We start from the raw sequence: 18,384 nt of genomic DNA, 5'->3' as shown, positions 1-18,384 counted from the left end.
ACTTCGTATTTATCCGAAGCAACGCCGGGCGCAGGATGCAGACATCCCAGCCTCCAGCAGAGAGGCACGGCCAACCAAGTCTGCCCGAGGATAGAACCATGCGTCTTGCTGCAAGCCTGCTGCTCCTGGCCGTCGCCACGCCCCTGATGGCGGAGCCGAAACAGCTTAACCTGTACAACTGGGCCGACTACGTGGCGCCGCAGGCGCTCGCGCGCTTCCAGGCCGAGACTGGCATCCGGGTCAAATACGACACCTTCGACAGCACCGATGTGCTGGAGAGCAAGTTGATGACCGGCGGCAGCGGCTATGACGTGGTCTTTCCCGCTTCCAGCGGCCTGTCGCGTGCCATCCAGGCCAAGGCGATGCAGCCGGTGGGGGCGTTGCAAAACGCCGGCAACCTCGACCCCGAACTACTGGCCAAGCTGGCCAGCGTCGACCCCGGTAACCAGTACGGTGTGCCCTACACCTGGGGCACGGTGGGCCTGGCGATCAACAAGCAAGCTGTCGAGCAGCGTCTACCCGGCGTGGCTCTGGACAGCCTCGACCTGCTGTTCAAGCCCGAGTACGCCAGCAAGCTCAAGGACTGTGGTATCTCCGTGCTCGACTCGCCGCAGGAGGTGATCGCCATCGCCCTCAATTACCTGAGCAAGCCGCCCTACAGCGCCAAAGGCGCCGATCTGGAGGCGGCCAGCGCCTTGCTCGCGGCGCTGCAACCGAACCTGCGCTACATCGGCAATGCCCGGCAGATCGACGATCTGGCCAAGGGCGAGACCTGCCTGGCGCTGACCTACACTGGCGACGCCGGCATGGCCGCTGCGCGTGCTGCCGAGGCCGGGCAACCCTTCGAGGTGCTCTACCGCATTCCGCGTGAAGGCACGCTGATCTGGTTCGACACCATGGCCATTCCCGCCGATGCGCCGCATCCGGGCAATGCCCGCGCTTTCATCGACTTCATGCTGCAGCCCGAAGCCATCGCCGAGCTGACCAACGAACTGTTCTTCGCCAACGCCAACCACGCCGCCACGCCCCTGCTGGACGAGGTGGTGAGCGGCGACCCGGATATCTACCCGCCCGAAGCCGTGCGCGAGCGCCTGTTCGCCGAGCAGGTGCTGAGCCTGCGCGAGCAGCGTCAGCGCACCCGCCTGTGGACAGCTTTCCGCAGCCAGTACTGAGTCTGTAGGAGCGAGCTTTGCTCGCGAACATCACCGAACGAGTACCCGACCATGGATCAAGCCTTCGATAACGACCAGGCCATCACCCGCGCCAGCCTCTACGGCACCGCCGCCGAACCCACCTACGCTGGCATCACCAGCTTCATGCGTCGGCGTTACAGTCGTGACCTGACCGGCGTGGACCTGGCCATCAGCGGCGTGCCCTTCGACACCGCCACCACCAACCGGCCCGGCAGCCGCTTCGGCCCGCGGGCGATCCGCGCTGCGTCGATCCAGTCGGCCTGGGCGCGGCATTTTCCCTGGGAGTTCGACCCCTTCGATGTGCTCGCCTGCGTCGACTACGGCGACTGCTATTTCGACCACGGCACGCCGCAGGACACCCCGGCGCTGATCGAGGCGCACGCCACGCGCATTCTCGAGGCCGGCAGCGCGCTGCTGACCCTGGGCGGCGACCACTTCATCAGCTACCCGCTGCTCAAGGCCCATGCGAAGAAACACGGCACCCTGGCGCTGATCCACTTCGACGCACACAGCGACACCTGGCCGGACGAGGAGGGCAAGCGTATCGACCACGGCACCATGTTCTATCACGCCGCGCGTGAAGGCCTGGTCGACCCGGCGCGATCGGTGCAGGTCGGCTTGCGCACCACCAACGACGACGTGATGGGCTTCCAGGTGCTCGATGCCCGCGAGGTGCACCGCAGCACGCCGGAGCAGATCGCCGAGCGCATCCGCGCGCGGGTGGGCGAGCATCCGGTGTACCTGACCTTCGACATCGACTGCCTCGACCCGGCCTTCGCCCCCGGCACCGGAACACCGGTGTGCGGCGGCCTTTCCAGCCATCAGGCGCTGGAGATCCTGCGCGGGCTGCGCGGCATCAATCTGGTCGGTATGGACGTGGTGGAAGTGGCGCCGCCCTACGACAACGCCGAGGTCACCGCGCTGGCCGGCGCGACCCTGGCGATGGAGATGATCTGCCTGTATGCCGCGCGGCATAAGCTGGGTGAACGGATCTAGGGTGGAAAGCGCTGTTCATTTCCACCTGGGGTGTTCGCGCCGGCTGCCCATGGTGGACTGCTGAAGCGTGGTCCACCCTACGATTCGCGATAAGTTTCTGGCAAAAAACGGGCCTGTTCAGGCCCGTGAGTTCACGCTCAAAGATTGTCCTTGCGCTAGTCCAGGCATTGCGCCAGGCCTATCGGCTCGGGCCGGAACAGCCGTGCGTCCATCAGCTTCGGCTGGCGGACGATGGGGGCGAAGTCCATGCGCGCGAGGATGTCGCGCTCGATGTCCACCCCCGGCGCCACTTCGATCAGTTCCAGCCCTTCGGTAGTCAGGCGCAGCACGCAGCGCTCGGTGACGTAGAGCACCGGCTGGCCGCGCTCGGCGGCCAGGCGGCCGGCGAAGGTGCGGTGTTCCACCTCGGCGACGAACTTGCGCAACTCGCCGTCCTCGATGATGCGCAACTGGCCGTCTTCGATGCGGATGTCCTGCTTACCGGCGCTGAAGGTGCCGACGAACACCACCTGCTTGGCGTTCTGGCTGATGTTGATGAAACCGCCAGCCCCCGCAAGGCGACTACCGAACTTGGACACGTTGAGGTTGCCCGCCGCATCGGCCTGGGCCAGACCGAGGAAGGCGATATCCAGGCCGCCGCCGTCGTAGAAGTCGAACTGGTAGGGCTGATCGAGCAGAGCGCTGTGGTTGCTCGCCGCGCCGAAGTCTAGGCCCGAGGCCGGCACGCCGCCGATCACGCCGGGCTCGGCGGTCAGCGTCAGGCGCTCGATCACACCTTCTTCGGCGGCCACTGCGGCGACGCCTTCGGGCATGCCGATGCCGAGATTCACCACCGCGTCCGCTTTCAGCTCCAGCGCTGCGCGACGGGCAATCAGCTTGCGCACGTCCAGCGGCATCGGGGTCAGGCTGTCCACCGGTACGCGGGTTTCGGCGGCGAAGGCGGGGTTATAGGACGTGGCGAAGGTCTGCTGGTGATTGGCCGGCTCGGCCACCACCACGCAATCTACCAGGATGCCGGGAATCTTCACCTGCCGTGGGTTGAGCGAGCCGCGCTCGACCACCCGCTCGACCTGGGCAATCACCAGGCCGCCGCTATTGCGCGCGGCCATGGCGATGGCCAGGCTCTCGATGGTCAGCGCCTCGCGCTCGAAACTGAGGTTGCCGTCAGGGTCGGCGCTGGTAGCGCGAACGATGCCGACGTTGATCGGGAAGGTTGGGTAGAACAGGTAGTCCTCGCCATCGATGGGCATCAACCGCACCAGATCGGCAGTGGTGAGCGCATTGAGCTTGCCGCCACCATGGCGCGGGTCGACGTAGGTGCCCAGGCCTACCCGCGACAGCTGCCCCGGTTTGCCGGCAGCGATATCGCGAAACAGCTGGGAGATCACCCCCTGCGGCAGGTTGTAGGCTTCGATGCGGTTGTCCACCGCCAGCTTCTGCAACCCCGGCACCAAGCCCCAGTGGCCACCGATCACCCGGCGCACCAGGCCTTCATGAGCCAGGTGGTTGAGGCCGCGACCCTTGCCGTCACCTTGGCCGGCGGCATACACCAGGGTCAGATCGCGCGGCGCCTGTTCAGCCATGAAGCGCTGCTCCAGGGCGATGGCGATCTGCTCGGCGAAACCGATACCGACGAAGCCGCCGGTGGCCAGGTTGGCGTTGTCCGGGATGCGCGCCACGGCTTCGGCGGCGGTCATGATCTTGCTCATTGCGGGTACTCGAAAGCGATTGAACAACACGGTGTACAGGCAGCATGGCGCCCGAGGGCGCCATGCCAGGCCCGTCAGAAACTGCCGAACAGCGTGCCCAGGGTGATCACCACGGCCAGGGCTACCATCGGGAAGGCGACGGTGTTGACGAAGATGAACTTGTACGACTCGCGGTGGGTGAGCTTGCAGATCGCCAGCAGCGAGATCACCGCGCCGTTGTGCGGCAGGGTGTCCATGCAGCCCGAGGCCATGGCGGCGACGCGGTGCAGCAGCTCGGGGCTGATGCCGACGGCGTTGGCCATTTCCAGGTACTGCGCGCCGAGGGTCTTCAGCGCGATGGACATACCGCCGGAGGCCGAGCCGGTGATACCGGCGAGGATGTTCACCGCTACCGCTTCGGAGATCAGCGGGTTGCTGGAGACGCCCAGTACCAGGTCACGGATGATGACGAAGCCGGCCAAGGAGGCGATCACTGTGCCGTAACCCACCTCGGCGGCAGTGTTGAGAATCGGCAGCATGGAGCCGAAGGCACCATCGTTGACGCTCTTCTTCAGGTCCATCCAGCGCTTCCAGTGCAGGGCGATCAGCAGCACGATGGCGGCACTGAGGGCGACGATGATCGACCAGATACCGATCAGCGACTTGGCGTCCTGCAGGCCGCCGTATTCCGGCTTGGCCAGGTAGCTGGTATCTACCGCCGGCAGAATCTGCTTGGCCATCAGGAAGTTCAGCGCGATCACCACGAAGATTGGCAGCAGCGCCAGCCAGAAGCCGGGAATGTCGCGGCGCTCTTCGACGACCGGGTCGTCGCGGTGCTCACCATAGCCTTCACCCGCGGCCATCAGCTTGCGCGACTGCACGGTGAGCCACCAGGTGCCGAGGCCGAACATGATCAGGCCGGCGATCACCCCCAAGCCCGGCGCGGCGAAGGCGTCGGTGCCGAAGAAGGGGTTGGGAATGGCGTTCTGGATCGCCGGCGTGCCGGGCAGCGCGGTCATGGTGAAGGTGAACGAGCCGAGGGCGATGGCACCGGGGATCAGACGCTTGGGAATGCCCGCCTCGCGGAACAGTGCGGCACCGATCGGGTACACGGCGAAGGCCACCACGAACAGCGATACGCCACCGTAAGTGAGAATGCCGCAGGCCAGTACGATAGCCAGGATGGCGCGCTCGCTGCCGACCTTGGCGACGATACCGTGGGCGATGGCGCGCGCTGATCCCGAATCGTCCATCAGCTTGCCGAACAGGGCGCCGAGCAGGAACAGCGGGAAGAACTGGATCACGTAGCCGCCCATGGCCTTCATGAACACCTGGGTGTAGGTGGGCAGCAGCAGAGCGATATCGCCGGCGAACAGCAACGCCAGCAGAGCCAGCAGTGGGGCGAGGATCAGGACGTTGATGCCGCGATAGGCGAGGTACATCAACAATGCGAGGGAAATCAGAATACCGAGGGTACCCATGGGTGGTTCCTTTTGTTGTTGTTCTAGCGGCTCGAGGCCGTTTTATCGGGAAGGCGCGGATGCGGCAGCGCGCCTTTGCCGGATATAGAGCCAGAGTCGTGCCAGGCTGGGGTGAGACTTTGGTCGATAGGGCGGGAAGGCTTGTGGGCAGGGGATTTCAGGCTTTCGTGCCGAGTGCAGGGCAGGTAGGTCGGATGTAGATAAGTGTCCATTTTTCTGGACTTAGTCTAGTTTCTTGGATTTATTTGGAGAGAATTCCATAAATATGGACGCGCAGCCGACAACGGTATTTGTAGGAGCGGCTTCAGCCGCGAAGCATTGTTGGGAGCATCGCGGCTAAAGCGGAGTGCCGCCCAGCCGCTCCTACAACACGCTCTGCGAAGTGCTCAGCCCTTTCGCCCCAGCCCATGCTGCGCCAGCTTGGCGTAGAACCCGGCGCGGGAGATCCCCAGGCGCTCGGCGGCCAACTGGCGATTGCCGCCACAGGCCGCCAGTGCCGCCTGCAGCGCCTGGCGCTCGGCCTGCGCCAGCTGTTCGGCCAGCGTCTGCGCCATGCTCGTCACCACTGGCACAGCGGGCGCTGGCTCGCTCGGTGCGACTGGGTCGACCAGCAAACCGCGCAAGGCTTCGCCATCCAGCCGCCCATCGACCGCCAGCTGCGCCCGCTCCAGCAGGTTGCGCAGCTCACGCACGTTGCCCTTCCACGGTTGCGCGCAGAGCAGGGCGAGGGCATCGTCCGTCAGCTCCATGGGTGCCAGGCCGGAGCGGTTGGCCAGGTCATCGAGCAGGTGCTCGATCAGTGCGGGAATGTCGCTGGCACGCTCGCGCAATGGCGGCACGCGCAGGGCCAGCACGTTGAGGCGGTAGTAAAGGTCATCGCGGAACTGCCCGGCGGCCACCTTGGCTTCCAGGTCGATATGGGTCGCGGCGATCACCCGCACGTTAAGCGGCTTGACCTGGTTGGAGCCGAGCGGCTCCACCTCCTGCTCCTGCAGCACCCGCAGCAGCTTGGCCTGCAACGGCAGCGGCAGGTCGCCGATCTCGTCGAGAAACAGGGTGCCGCCGTTGGCCACTTCGAACTTGCCGATGCGCGCCTTGCGGTCGGCGCCGGTAAAGGCGCCGGGCGCGGTGCCGAACAGCTCGGCCTCCACCAGGGTTTCCGGAATTGCCGCGACGTTGACTGCGACGAATGGCCCGTTGGCGCGCGGCGACAGGTTGTGGATGCCTTGCGCCAGCAGCTCCTTGCCGGTGCCGGTCTCGCCGCGGATCAGCACGGTGGAGTCGAGCTGCGCAGCACGGCGGGCCTGGCGCTTTACCTCACTGGCTGCATTGCTGGCGCCGATGAAACCGGCGATGGTGTAGCGCGCCCGACGCGCCTTGGCCAGCTCGTGCTGGGTGGCGAGCAGTTGCGTCTGCAGGTTGGCGTACTTGGCCATCAGCGGCTTGAGATGGCGGGCGCGGTCGAACAGCACGAAGCCCAGCGCGCCGACCAGGGTGCCATCCTCGTCGCGCAGCGGAATGCGGGTGACCACGAAGTGCTCGCTGCCGAAGGCCATCAGGTCGAGCATGCTCGGCTGGCCGCTTTCCACCACCTCGCGCAGGCGGCTGGCCGGCAGCACTTCCTCGATCTCCTTGCCCAGCGCCGTGCGCGCATCGGCGATGCCGACCTTCTGTGCGTACTTGTCGTTGATCCAGACGATGCGCGCCTGGCGATTGACCGCGATGGTGCCCTCGCACTGAGCATTGAGGTGATCGAACAGCAGCGGCATGGCTACCGCGCGAAAGCGCTCGGGCGACACGCCGATGATCAGGCCGTGCTGGTCGAGGTCGTCGCGGGAAATGGCCATGGGGACTGTCCGAAAATGAGATGCCGGTGATTATGGGCAGCGCCGATCAGGCCGGGCAACGTCAACAGTCATCAGACAATGGCATTCGCCGCGCGCTTCTGGAATAGTTGGGCGGCCGCGCGTAACCCGCCGGCACCTGCCGATCGCCCACAAGGCCTGCCCGGCAGCCGTGACACCTGCCGTGTCCCTTTCGCGTGCCGACCAGGCGCGCCAGGCGAGCCATCCGCTCGCCGCTGGATCCGCACCGCTTTGCCGGTGCCACAACGACAATGACCAAGATCCATACAAGGACGCCCCGATGAAACTCAAACGACTCTTCTCCGCGCTCGCCGCTGGCGCTGCGCTGACCGCCCTGTGCGCCACCGCGCAGGCGCGTGAATACTCCGTTTCCACCGTACTTTCCGACGCCTTCCCCTGGGGCCAGGCCGCGCAGAAATGGGCCGATCTGGTCAACGAGCGCTCCGAGGGGCGCATCACCCTGCGCGTATACCCCAATGCGCAACTGGTCGCCGGCGACCAGACCAAGGAATTCTCTGCCATGCGCTCCGGCCTGATCGACATGGCCGTGGGCTCGACCATCAACTGGTCGCCGCAGGTGCCGGAACTCAACCTGTTCTCCCTGCCGTTTTTGATGAAGAACGATGCCGACCTCGACGCCATCACCCAGGGTGAAGCCGGCAAGCTGGCCTTCGCCGCCATCGAACAGCGCGGCATCGTGCCGCTGGCCTGGGGTGAGAACGGCTTTCGCCAACTGTCCAACTCGTCCAAGCCGGTTCGTAGCCCGGCCGATATGGCCGGCCTGAAGATCCGTGTGGTCGGCTCGCCACTGTTCCAAGACACCTTCACCGCCCTTGGCGCCAACCCCACGCAAATGAGCTGGGCCGATGCCAAGCCGGCACTGACCACCGGCGCGGTGGACGGCCAGGAAAACCCGCTGTCGGTCTTCGACGTGGCGCGTGTCGACCAGGTTGGCCAGAAGTACCTGACCCTGTGGGACTACATGGCCGACCCGCTGGTGTTCGCCGTCAACCAGCGCGTATGGAAATCCCTGCCCGAGGAAGATCGCGAGCTGCTCAGCCAGGCAGCCATCGACGCCGGCAAGTGGGAGATCGAGCTGTCGCGTGGCGCTCAGGCGCAGCGCCTGGTCGACGTGCGTGAGCGCGGCGTGGAAGTGATCGAACTGAGCGACGCCGAGCGCGCGGCCTTCGTCGAAGCCACCGCCAGCGTGCATGAGAAATGGGCACCGCGCATCGGCGATGCGCTGATGGACGCCGCGCGCAAGGCCGTGGCCCAGCCCTGATTCGTTTTATCTGACCGGAAGCCCACACTGCGGGGCGTAGTGATGGATGTCCCGCAGCCCGCTCTGCTCCCCTCTCCCGCATGCGGGAGAGGGGCTGGGGGAGAGGGCAGGGGCGTCACCACTGGCGCGCATTGCTCCGGTCATTCGAGGTTCCTATGAGCAAGCCAATCGACGCGCCGCTGGAGCGCGTGCTCGCCACCCTGGCCCTGGTGATCATCAGCCTGATCAGCCTGGCCAACGTCGTGGTGCGTTATTTCACCGATGCATCCTTCGCCTTCACCGAGGAAATCTCGGTGTTCCTGTTGGTCATCCTCACCTTCGCCGGTGCCTCGGTGGCCATGCGCAGCAACCGACACATTCGTATCGGCCTGCTCGAGCGCCTGTTCCCGCGCCTGCGCACGCCGCTGATCCTGCTGCAGTGGCTGGCCGGCGTGCTGGTGCTGGGGCTGGTGTGCTGGTTCGGTGGCCAGTTCGCCTGGGAGGAATTCCAGTGGGATTCCGAGTCGCCCGGCCTTGGCCTGCCCAACTGGTGGTACGTGATCTGGCTGCCGATCCTGGCGCTGCTGGTGTTCGTGCGCCTGACCCAGATGACCGTCGATCGCCTGCGCGGGAGAATCAGTGATGAGCCCTGATCTCTGGCTGATCCTCAGTTTCGCCGTGCTGCTGGCACTCGGTGTGCCGGTGGCCTTCGCCCTCGGCCTGTCCGGGGCCATCGGTATCATCGCCGGGTTGTCGCCGGACATGCTCGCCACCCTCGGCACCAACACCTACAACGGCGTGGCCAAGTACCCGCTGATCGCCATTCCGCTGTTCATCCTCACCGGCCTGGTGTTCGAGAAAGCCGGAGTAGCACTCAGATTGGTGCGCTTCGCCCAGGCGCTGATCGGCCCGCGTCACGGCGGCCTGGCCATGGTCGCGGTGCTGGTGTGCCTGATCATGGGCGGCATGAGCGGCTCCGGCCCGGCCGATGCCGCCGCCGTGGCCATGGTGATGCTGCCGAGCATGACCAAGGCGGGGTATCCCAAACCCTTCTCGGCCACGCTGATCGCCGCTTCGGCCTCGACGGCGATCCTGATTCCGCCGTCGATCGCGCTGATTCTCTACTCCATCGTGGTGCCAGGCGTGGACCTGCGCGCGCTGTTCGCCGCCGGCCTGTTCCCCGGCATTCTCGCCGGCCTGGTGCTGTTGCTGCCGGCCTGGCTGTTGTCGCGCCACTACGGTTGGGAGTCGCCGGAGCAGGGCGAGCGTCCGCCGCTGGGCGAGAGCTTCAAGCAGGCGCTGCCGGCGCTGTTCGCCCCGGTGCTGATTCTCGGCGGCCTGCGCAGCGGCCTGTTCACCCCCACTGAAGCCGCCGTGGTCGGCGTGACCTACGGCGTGCTGATCGGCCTGTTCGTCACCCGCGAGCTGGACTGGCGCAGCCTCTGGCGCCTGTGTGGCGAGGCCGGGGTAATCTCCGGGGTGGTCATGCTGATCATCGCCCTGGCCGGCATCTTCGCCTGGGCCGGCACCATGCTCGGCACCTTCCGTCATCTGGCCGAATGGCTGATCTCGCTGTCGGACAACGGCTGGGTGTTGCTGGCGCTGGTGATGCTCGCCGTGCTGCTGGCCGGCATGCTGCTCGATGCCATTTCCATCTACCTGATCCTGATGCCGATCCTGATTCCGGTGATGCAGCACTTCGGCTGGAACCCGGTGTGGTTCGGCATCCTGCTGGCGATGAACATCGCCATCGGCCAGTTCACCCCGCCGGTGGCGATCAACCTGATGGTCACGGCGGAGGTGGCCAAGATACGCCTGGAACAGACCGTGGGCTGGGCATTGCTGTTCGTGCTGGTGATGTCCAGCGCCCTGCTACTGGTGGCGATCTTCCCGGAAATCGCCCTGTGGCTGCCGCGCGTGCTGGGTTACGCGGTGTAAAACAGGCAAGGCCGTCTATAGTTGCCTGATGGTGCGCAGCGGGGGGCTGCGCACCGCTGAGGGCGGCAGCGCTGGGCACCAAGATGAGTGACGGCAACTATAACGATCACAGGGATGTAGGCGCAGGGCACTGCGAAGGGCTGCGCGAATCGGGCAAGCGCAAGCTGATGCGCACCATCCTGCTCGCCACCGGCCTGACCCTGGGCGGCTTTGCCGTGCTGCAGGCCCTGGCCGGCAACTACCCCTTCGCCATCCTCGAAGTGCTGTGCACCGCCTTGCTGCTGTTCGGCGCCTGGCGCATCGAACGCGCTCGCCATCTGTACCTGTGGATCTACCTGTACCTGATCCCGACCTTCTGCTTCATCCTCTACATCATCGTCATGCCGGACGCCTCAGCGGCGGCGTTCGTCTGGCTGTACATGATCCCGCTGCTGGCCTACCTGCTGCTGGGCAAGCAGCGCGCCTTCCTGCTCACCGCGCCGTTCATGGGCGCCGGGCTTTTGCTGTACTTCGCCGACAACCACCTGACCCTGGACACACACGGCCTGATCGACCTGGGCAACGCCGCCCTGTGTGGTGTGCTGATCCTGGTGTTCGTGCATATCTACGACGGTTTGCGCATGCAGGCCTATGAGGAGCTGCAGCGCCTGGCGCAGACCGACTCGCTCACTGGCGTGGCCAGCCGCGGCAGCTTCCAGCACGCCCTGCAACGCAGCATCCAGGAGGCCGAGCGCAGCAACGGACATCTGGTACTGGTGCTGCTCGACGTCGATCACTTCAAGCAGGTCAATGATCAGTGGGGGCACGAGGCGGGCGATATGGCGCTGCAGCACATCTGTCAGATCCTCCAGCAGCGCCTGCGCGTGACCGATTTTCTCGGTCGCCTGGGTGGGGAGGAGTTCGGCCTGCTGCTGCGTCATACCGACAGCACCGGCGCCGACCCGCTGGTGGACAAACTGCGCAAGCAGATCGCCGAACAGCCGCTTGAGTACGACGGTGAGCAGATCGCGCTGTCCGCCACCTTCGGCCTGGCCACCTGGCCCGTGGACGGCCGCAGCGCCGCCGAGCTCTACCGCGCTGCTGATCGTCGCCTGTACAGCGGCAAGCAGCGCGGACGCAACCAGCTGGTCAGCGCCGACATACCGACCGAGCTGCTATTGGACAAATTCGACGTGCGGCTTTGAGGGCCGGCTAGCGTGCTGCGTTGGCAGGTGCAGCGGGCACGCAGGGCTGCTGGCCGGCACCGGCCAGGTTCTCGACGTTATTCAGCACGTTGTGGCCCTGGTTGACCTTCTGCGCGTTTTCCGCAACTTCCATGCGCTTGGCATAGGTCGCGGTGTTGCCGTTGAAGCTCTGCTGCGTCTCCAGCACCGTGTTGGCCATATCCAGCAGGCTGCGCCCGGTGGCGATCAGGTTGCTGGTCGCGCTCGGCGCGCATGGATCGTTGGCCAGCTGGGTATTCTGCAGCCCCTGGGTTTGCGTGTTTTGCGCCAGACAGCCGCTCAGCGAGGCCAGCACGGTGGCGCTCATGAGGACGCCCAGGGTTCCTTTGATGTTCATCAGACATTCCCTTCTATGACCGGGCCCCGACCCAGTGCCGAGGCGTTGCCCGGATTCTAGGAATGGCTGGGGGCGCACGAAATAGTACGGGTGTACTAGTGCCTCTTTGCCTGCCAACCAGTTCCTTGCGCCGGCCGCAAGCTCCGGCCTAAGGTGCCGACACCACAACATGAGCTGTAATCAGCAGGGAAACGTCATGTCCGGGACTGTCTTCGCCGCGTATGACACCGAACGCGCCCAGGCCGGGGTGCGGATGATCTTCATGTCGGTCGCGGCCTGCTACATCGTGATCCTCTACCATCTGTCGCTGATCGACCCGGCGCTGGTATGGAAGATCTTCCTCCTGGAGTGCGTCTTCAGCGTCGTCGCCACGCTGATCTGGTTCGATATCCGGCGGCGTCCGGGTAACCATCGTGGGCGCCGCCTGATCACCATGCTCACCGACTACGCCGGCATCGCGGTGACCATGGCGCTTGGCGGCGCAGCCATGCTGCCGGTCTATGCGATTCTGCTGTGGGTCACCATCGGCTATGGCTTGCGCTACGGTTCCGGCTACCTGCTGCTGGCCACCCTGATGGCGCTGCTGTCGCTGAGCGTGGCCGCCAGCCTGTCGGCACACTGGCAATCGCAGCCCTACCTGATCGTCACGCTGCTGCTCACCACCCTGCTGGCGCCGGCCTACATGCACGCCCTGCTCAAGCGTTCGCGCCAGGCGGCCGAGGCCGAGCAGGCGGCCAACCGGGCCAAGTCGCAGTTTCTCGCCCAGGCCAGCCACGACCTGCGCCAACCCATTCATTCCATCAGCCTGTTCACCGCCTGCCTGCGCGACAGCAGCCTGGGCACCGAGCAGCGGCGCCTGGTGGAGAACATCGATAAATCACTGCACAGCGTCGCACGCCTATTCCGCACGATTCTCGATATGTACTCGCTCGACAGCGGCAAGGTGGTGCCGCAACTGGAGTCGCTGGAGCTGCGCAGCCTGTTGCAGCAATTCATCCAGCAGAATGCCGAGGCGGCGCGTTGGGCCGGGGTCGAGATGCGCCTGCGTTGCCCGCCGCTGCATGTGCGGGCCGACCCGGTGCTGCTCACCACCATGCTGCAGAACCTGCTGTCCAATGCCCTGAAATACGCGCCGGGCAAACCGCTGTTGATCGCCTGCCGCCGTCGTGGGCCAGGCATTGCCATCGAGATCTACGACAAGGGCCGCGGCATCGCCGCTGGCCATCTCGACAGCGTCTTCGAGGAGTTCTACCGCGTGCGCCAGGAGCGAGACAGCGACGTCGAGGGAATGGGCCTGGGCCTGGCCATCGTCAGGCGCCTGGGCACGCTGATGGACATGCGTGTGAGCATTCACTCCGTGGAGGCCCGCGGCACACGGGCGGTGATCGACGGCCTGCAGCGCGTCGAGGCGCCGCGCGCCATGTCCTCCGCCAAGGGCAGCAGCCTGCAGGCGCCGCGCATGCTCGATGGCTTGCGTGTGTGTCTGATCGAAGATGACCAGAACGTACTGCTGGCCACTGCCACCTTGCTGCAGAAGTGGGGCTGCGAAGTCGCCACCTTCAGCACGCTGCCCGATGCCTCTGCGCATTTCGATCTGGTGGTGACGGACTTCGACCTCGGCACCGAAGCGTCGGGGGCCGACTGCATCCAGCATGTGCGGCGCAGCAGTGGGCGCAAGGTACCGGCGATCATCATGACCGGGCACGACGTGCGTCGTGTGCAGGAGCAGGTGGGCGACAGCGAAATTCCGATCCTGTCGAAACCGGTGCAGCCCGCCGAGCTGCGTTCGCTGCTGGTGGCCTTGAAACTCAAGCTCAAGACCGCGTGATACTCACACCAGCCCGGCCTTGGCTCCCTTGGCGGCGGCTGCGGCACGGGTGCTGACGTCCAGCGTGCGCAGCAGCGAGGACACATGGATGCGTACGGTAAAGGGCGAGATCGCCAGCTCGCGGGCAATTTCCTTGTTCGACAGACCACGCACCACCAGCCGCAAGACCTCCTGCTGACGTGGCGTCAGTTGCTCCAGCAGATGACGGTCCTCGGCGAAGGCCGGTACGCCGGCAGGGCCCAGGGTCAGGACGAACTCCCCGGCGCGCACGGCCAGCAAGGCATCGGCGATTTCATCCGGCGGCGTCGCCTTGCCGATGAAACCGTCCGCACCTGCCGCCATCACTTCATCGATCAACTCGCGGTTGTCGACCATCGACACGATCACGATCGAGCTGCGTGCAAAGGTCTGGCGCAGCGCGCTGATGGCCTGCGGCGACTGGCCGGGGAACAGCAGGTCGAGCATGAACAGGCTTGGCGCCGTGCCGGCTTGCGCCAGGCTCAGCACTTCATCCATGTCTCCGGCTTCCACAACGCACGCCTGGGGGAAGACGCGCTGGGCGATACGACACAGGCCATCGCGGAAAACCGGATGATCGTCGGCGACGATGATGCGTTCTTGTGGTGATTGTTCGGACATACTGGGCGCTTCCATCCTGGCGCCAGACTAAGGTCATATCCCTGGCGGCGCCAGCGTCTGGTTCTCAGTATTGCCGCTGGCTTGGTCGCCCCGAGTGAACTGCAAGGCGCCAGCCGCAGTCTGTTCAGGTACCCCTTATGGAATGTAAAGGAGTACCGCATGGACCTTATCCGCATCCTCATCGCCATCCTGCTGCCACCGCTGGGCGTGTTTCTCCAGGTCGGTTTCGGCGGCGCGTTCTGGCTGAACATCCTGCTCACCCTGCTCGGCTACATCCCCGGCATCGTCCACGCGGTGTACATCATCGCCAAACGCTGAGGCCTGTCCCGAGCGCGCTCGCCTACTAATGTCGAAAGCGCTTTGCTCCCCTCACCCGCTTGCGGGGCGACAGCGGAAACAGCGAAGCACTGCTTCGCCCGCTGTCGCGACCTGAGCTCTGCGAAGGGCTGGGGCACAGGGTGGGGGTTGGGGGAGAGGGCAGAAGATCACGCAGCAATTTGCTTATCTCGCCCCTGGCGAAGCCCCCTCATTCCCTCCGCAAAAAATGCACGCTGAACAATTGCGCCGGGTCGCGCCACATGGCGACCGAGGCGAAGCCGCATGCGCCCGCCAGATCACGAAAGCCGCTCGGCGTGTATTTGTAGGAATTCTCCGTGTGCAGGGTTTCGCCAGCGGCGAAGTCGAACACGCGATCCTCGATGCGCACTCGCTGCGCCTGCCGGCTGACCAGATGCATCTCGATGCGCGACTCGGCTTCGTTGTAGAAGGCCCTATGCTGGAAGCGGCGCGGGTCGATGTCGCTGTGCAGCTCGTTGCGAATGCGCTCGAGCAGGTTGAGGTTGAACAGCGCAGTCACCCCGGCCGCATCGTTGTAGGCGCGCTCCAGCACCTGGCGGTCCTTGACCAGATCCACGCCGATCAGCAAGCCACTGCCTGCCGGCAGTGCCTGATGCAGGTTGCGCAAAAAGGCGCGGGCCTGATCCGGGTCGAAGTTGCCGATGCTGGAGCCGGGAAAGAACGCCAACGGCCGTTGCCCCAGCGCCTCGGCGGGCAGCTTCAAGGGCTGGCTGAAGTCGGCGCACAGCGCGTGCACGTCGAGCCAGCGATAGTCGGCCGCCAGGCGACGGGTGCTGCTATGCAGAAACTCGCGGGAGATATCGATGCCCAGGTAACGCGCCGGGCGCAGTGCTTCGAGCAGCAGGCGGATCTTGCGGCTGGCGCCGCTGCCCAGCTCCACCAGGCTGGCGTTGCGCCCGGCCAGCTCGGCGATATCGCTCGCCGCCAGACGCAGAATGGTTTCCTCGGTGCGCGTCGGGTAGTACTCCGGCTGCAGGCAGATCAGCTCGAACAGCTGCGAGCCGCGATGATCGTAGAAGAACTTCGGTGACATCGCCTTCGGGCTGGCCGCGAAGCCACGCAGTGCTTCCTCGCGCAGCGACTCCAGTTCCGGGCTGATCGACTGTTCGTGGGTACGGATTGCCAATGCCATGCTCAGAGCTCCTTGGCCAGGCGCAGGCCGGAGAACTGCCAGCGCATCGTGGGGTAGAAGAAGTTGCGATAGGTGGGGCGCACGTGGTCTTCAGGCGTGGCGCAGCTGCCGCCACGCAGCACCATCTGCCCGGACATGAACTTGCCGTTGTACTCACCCAGGCTGCCGCCCAGCGGCCGAAAGCCGGGGTAGGGCCGGTAGGCGCTGGCCGTCCATTCCCAGGCATCGCCATAGAGCTGCTGCAGGCCATCACCCGCGCCCGCCGCCACCGGCTGCAGGTGATCGTTCTCGACGAAGTTGCCCCACAGCGGTTCGTCCTGAGCGGCCACTTCCCATTCCTCTTCGCGTGGCAAACGCGCCTGCGCCCAGGTGGCGAAAGCCTCGGCCTCGAAATAGCTCAGGTGGCAGACCGGCGCATGCAGATCCAACTCGCGCGGGCCGCCCAGGGTCAGCTCCAGCCAGTCGTCACCATCGCGCTGCCAGTACAGCGGCGCCTGCCAGCCGGCGCGCTGGATATGGTCCCAGCCGTCCGCCAGCCACAACGCCGTGCTGCGATAACCGCCATCGCGGATGAACTGCAGATACTCACCATTGCTTACCGGCCGGCTGGCCAGCTGGAAGGCCTCGACGAACACCCGGTGTTGCGGCCGCTCGCAATCGAAGGCAAAGCCATCGCCGGCATGGCCGACATGCCGCAGCCCAGCGGGAAACTCGACCCATCGCATTTCGCCGGCCGCCGCGTTGCCCGGCTTGAGGTCGTGACGATAGACCGGACGCAACGGGTTCTGCGCCAGGATGTGCTTGATATCCATCAACAGCAGTTCCTGATGCTGCTGCTCGTGCTCCAGCCCCAGCTCGACCCGCTGCAGCACCTCGTCGGCAAGGTCGCCGCCTGACTGGAGCAACTGCGCCATGGCCAGGTCGACATGGCTGCGATAGGCGTACACCTCGCTTACCGTCGGCCGCGACAACAACCCGCGCCGCGCCCGCTCGAAGGGCATGCCGTGGGTCTTGTAGTAGGAATTGAACAGATGGTCGTAGCGCTCATCCAGCGGGCGATAGCCCGGCAGAAAGGGCTGCAGCACGAAAGCCTCGAAGAACCAGGTGACATGCGCCAGATGCCATTTCGGCGGGCTGACGTCCGCCATGCTCTGGATCACATAATCTTCAGCCTCCAGCGGCTCACAGAGCCGCTCACTGGCAGCGCGCACCCGTTGGTAGCGTTGCCATAGCTGTTCGAGGTGCGGCGATGAAACGGCGATCCTGCTGGTGCGGTCTCGCATAACACGCATCCTTTGCTGGCGCCGCGAAGCACGACGGTACTTAAAGCCGACTGGGCAATAAGGGCAAAGGTTCAGGGAAAAATGTTGCGTTTACGTGGCAGGGGGCAGCAACGGGCTACCTCATACCGCCATTCTGATGGCGGCAATCAGGTGTGCGCTGACCCGATCATGCACAGTTTTGTGCAAGCGAATCGTTTCAGCCTAAAGTAATCGTGGTCTTTCTCCAGTTGTTTCGATTGTTTGATGTTTTGGGAGTGATGGAAGGTAACAAAGGCCACGCAATGCCTGGCCTTTGCTGTTGGGTTGTAACTGTATTAATAATCTTTGTGCTGTGTAAGTATGTTTTAGGTGTGTTGATTTATTTTTGTGTCAGTCGGGTGCCAGTGATTTAGTTGCTGGCTAATATAGCTGAGTTTGTATTCTTCATCTTCTATTCCTATTCGGAGTGCTGATTCAACTCTTGAGTTATCTATTCTTCCTCCGCGGCCAATTTCTGTCATTAGGCCACCAGTTAGAATTCCTATCGCATCATGCCCTCTGACATAGTTCCAAGCGTCTGTGCAGGGCAGGCCTGCTACAAGTGCTTTGAGCTCATCTGTGCTAGCTGCTGCGCCACGTGATACGCAAAATTCATATACCTTATCTAAATCGTAATCCCATTTGTTAGGGAGAATAAAATTTTGTGGTTTTAGGCACTTTAAAGAAATGTCATTGTGAAGTAAGTTGGCTGCTCTTATTTTTCCGAATTTTTCGCTAACATCTCGTACGTATTCGCGTACTGTTTTTTTAGTTTTTGCTTCAAAGTTTTCAATTTTTTGAGGGGCAGCATACTCGCTCAGTAGCTTGTCCAATGATCTAGATCTGATCAATAGCCCCTCAAGATCGCGAGGATCAGTTGACAAAATATTTGATGGGCGATTTTCGATTGGTTTCAGCCAGTCTACGTCAGCATCTACAACGCCGACGAGCTTAGAACTTACAGGGTCTTGCGTAAGAGCAGTAACAGTTTCTATCACATTTTTTTTCCCGCCGGCAGCAACCAGCGCAACTCCCTTGTACCGCCGGCATTCGAAAAAGCGTATATCACTAGGGCCTTCGACAAGCCAGAAAAAACCTTTGAAATCGGTCTGCATCATCTTTATTTCCGCAATGAGATCTCCGAC

General features: G+C 64.1%; 16 protein-coding genes. 8 read left to right on the top strand and 8 right to left on the bottom strand.

Annotation, left to right across the window (positions count from 1 at the left end):
• The first annotated feature begins 98 nt into the window (after positions 1-98).
• Together BM186_RS18575 and speB are read left to right on the top strand one after the other, a co-directional pair.
• Complete coding sequence (locus BM186_RS18575; RefSeq protein WP_074917274.1) at positions 99-1,172, top strand: extracellular solute-binding protein; 1,074 nt, start codon at positions 99-101, stop codon at positions 1,170-1,172.
• A gap of 51 nt (positions 1,173-1,223) precedes the next feature.
• Entirely contained in the window at positions 1,224-2,189 is a 966-nt protein-coding gene (speB, locus tag BM186_RS18570) for an agmatinase (RefSeq protein ID WP_074917273.1), read from the top strand.
• A 155-nt stretch (positions 2,190-2,344) separates the two neighbouring features.
• Here the strand turns inward: speB and BM186_RS18565 are convergent, their stop codons facing one another.
• From BM186_RS18565 to BM186_RS18555, 3 genes are all read right to left on the bottom strand, one after another.
• The gene (locus tag BM186_RS18565; RefSeq protein WP_074917272.1) at positions 2,345-3,898 is read right to left on the bottom strand and encodes an acyl CoA:acetate/3-ketoacid CoA transferase; all 1,554 of its coding nucleotides are present in this window, start codon (positions 3,896-3,898) and stop codon (positions 2,345-2,347) included.
• Positions 3,899-3,972: 74 nt separating this feature from the next.
• A complete protein-coding gene (locus BM186_RS18560; RefSeq protein WP_074917269.1) occupies positions 3,973-5,358 on the bottom strand; it encodes a GntP family permease in 1,386 nt (461 codons plus the stop codon).
• A 386-nt stretch (positions 5,359-5,744) separates the two neighbouring features.
• On the bottom strand, positions 5,745-7,205 hold the full coding sequence (locus tag BM186_RS18555; protein WP_074917266.1) for a sigma-54 interaction domain-containing protein: 1,461 nt from the start codon (positions 7,203-7,205) through the stop codon (positions 5,745-5,747).
• Between the two features lie 298 nt (positions 7,206-7,503).
• Between BM186_RS18555 and BM186_RS18550 the strand changes: the two genes are divergently transcribed.
• The 4 genes from BM186_RS18550 to BM186_RS18535 all read left to right on the top strand — a co-directional run bounded on the left by BM186_RS18550 (position 7,504) and on the right by BM186_RS18535 (position 11,606).
• The gene (locus BM186_RS18550; protein ID WP_074917264.1) at positions 7,504-8,505 is read left to right on the top strand and encodes a DctP family TRAP transporter solute-binding subunit; all 1,002 of its coding nucleotides are present in this window, start codon (positions 7,504-7,506) and stop codon (positions 8,503-8,505) included.
• A gap of 155 nt (positions 8,506-8,660) precedes the next feature.
• On the top strand, positions 8,661-9,137 hold the full coding sequence (locus tag BM186_RS18545) for a TRAP transporter small permease (RefSeq protein ID WP_072425007.1): 477 nt from the start codon (positions 8,661-8,663) through the stop codon (positions 9,135-9,137).
• The gene (locus tag BM186_RS18540; protein WP_074917261.1) at positions 9,127-10,422 is read left to right on the top strand and encodes a TRAP transporter large permease; all 1,296 of its coding nucleotides are present in this window, start codon (positions 9,127-9,129) and stop codon (positions 10,420-10,422) included. Before BM186_RS18545 ends, BM186_RS18540 begins: the two co-directional genes overlap by 11 nt.
• 83 nt (positions 10,423-10,505) lie before the next feature.
• The gene (locus BM186_RS18535; protein ID WP_074917259.1) at positions 10,506-11,606 is read left to right on the top strand and encodes a GGDEF domain-containing protein; all 1,101 of its coding nucleotides are present in this window, start codon (positions 10,506-10,508) and stop codon (positions 11,604-11,606) included.
• 7 nt (positions 11,607-11,613) lie between these two features.
• Here the strand turns inward: BM186_RS18535 and BM186_RS18530 are convergent, their stop codons facing one another.
• Positions 11,614-11,982, bottom strand: coding sequence for a hypothetical protein (locus BM186_RS18530; RefSeq protein WP_017675741.1), 369 nt, complete (start codon positions 11,980-11,982; stop codon positions 11,614-11,616).
• Positions 11,983-12,178: 196 nt separating this feature from the next.
• Here BM186_RS18530 and BM186_RS18525 point away from each other — a divergent pair, with 196 nt between their 5' ends.
• A complete protein-coding gene (locus tag BM186_RS18525; RefSeq protein ID WP_074917258.1) occupies positions 12,179-13,810 on the top strand; it encodes a hybrid sensor histidine kinase/response regulator in 1,632 nt (543 codons plus the stop codon).
• A gap of 3 nt (positions 13,811-13,813) precedes the next feature.
• Here the strand turns inward: BM186_RS18525 and BM186_RS18520 are convergent, their stop codons facing one another.
• Positions 13,814-14,449 carry a LuxR C-terminal-related transcriptional regulator gene (locus BM186_RS18520; protein WP_072425011.1) on the bottom strand — a complete coding sequence of 212 codons (636 nt, stop codon included), beginning with the start codon at positions 14,447-14,449 and terminating at the stop codon, positions 13,814-13,816.
• Positions 14,450-14,608: 159 nt separating this feature from the next.
• Here BM186_RS18520 and BM186_RS18515 point away from each other — a divergent pair, with 159 nt between their 5' ends.
• Positions 14,609-14,767 (top strand): YqaE/Pmp3 family membrane protein, encoded by a 159-nt coding sequence (locus BM186_RS18515; RefSeq protein ID WP_003084988.1) that lies wholly within the window; start codon positions 14,609-14,611, stop codon positions 14,765-14,767.
• 208 nt (positions 14,768-14,975) lie between these two features.
• Here BM186_RS18515 and egtD read toward each other — a convergent pair whose 3' ends face one another.
• The 3 genes from egtD to BM186_RS18500 all read right to left on the bottom strand — a co-directional run bounded on the left by egtD (position 14,976) and on the right by BM186_RS18500 (position 18,357).
• Positions 14,976-15,938, bottom strand: coding sequence for an L-histidine N(alpha)-methyltransferase (egtD, locus tag BM186_RS18510; protein ID WP_074917256.1), 963 nt, complete (start codon positions 15,936-15,938; stop codon positions 14,976-14,978).
• A 2-nt stretch (positions 15,939-15,940) separates the two neighbouring features.
• Entirely contained in the window at positions 15,941-17,221 is a 1,281-nt protein-coding gene (gene egtB, locus BM186_RS18505) for an ergothioneine biosynthesis protein EgtB (protein ID WP_074917255.1), read from the bottom strand.
• A 344-nt stretch (positions 17,222-17,565) separates the two neighbouring features.
• A complete protein-coding gene (locus BM186_RS18500; protein WP_074917253.1) occupies positions 17,566-18,357 on the bottom strand; it encodes a DUF4435 domain-containing protein in 792 nt (263 codons plus the stop codon).
• Positions 18,358-18,384 lie beyond the last annotated feature (27 nt).

This window comes from Ectopseudomonas toyotomiensis, from assembly GCF_900115695.1.
Taxonomy (GTDB): domain Bacteria; phylum Pseudomonadota; class Gammaproteobacteria; order Pseudomonadales; family Pseudomonadaceae; genus Aquipseudomonas; species Aquipseudomonas toyotomiensis.
This window is presented reverse-complemented; position numbering and strand designations above follow the sequence as displayed.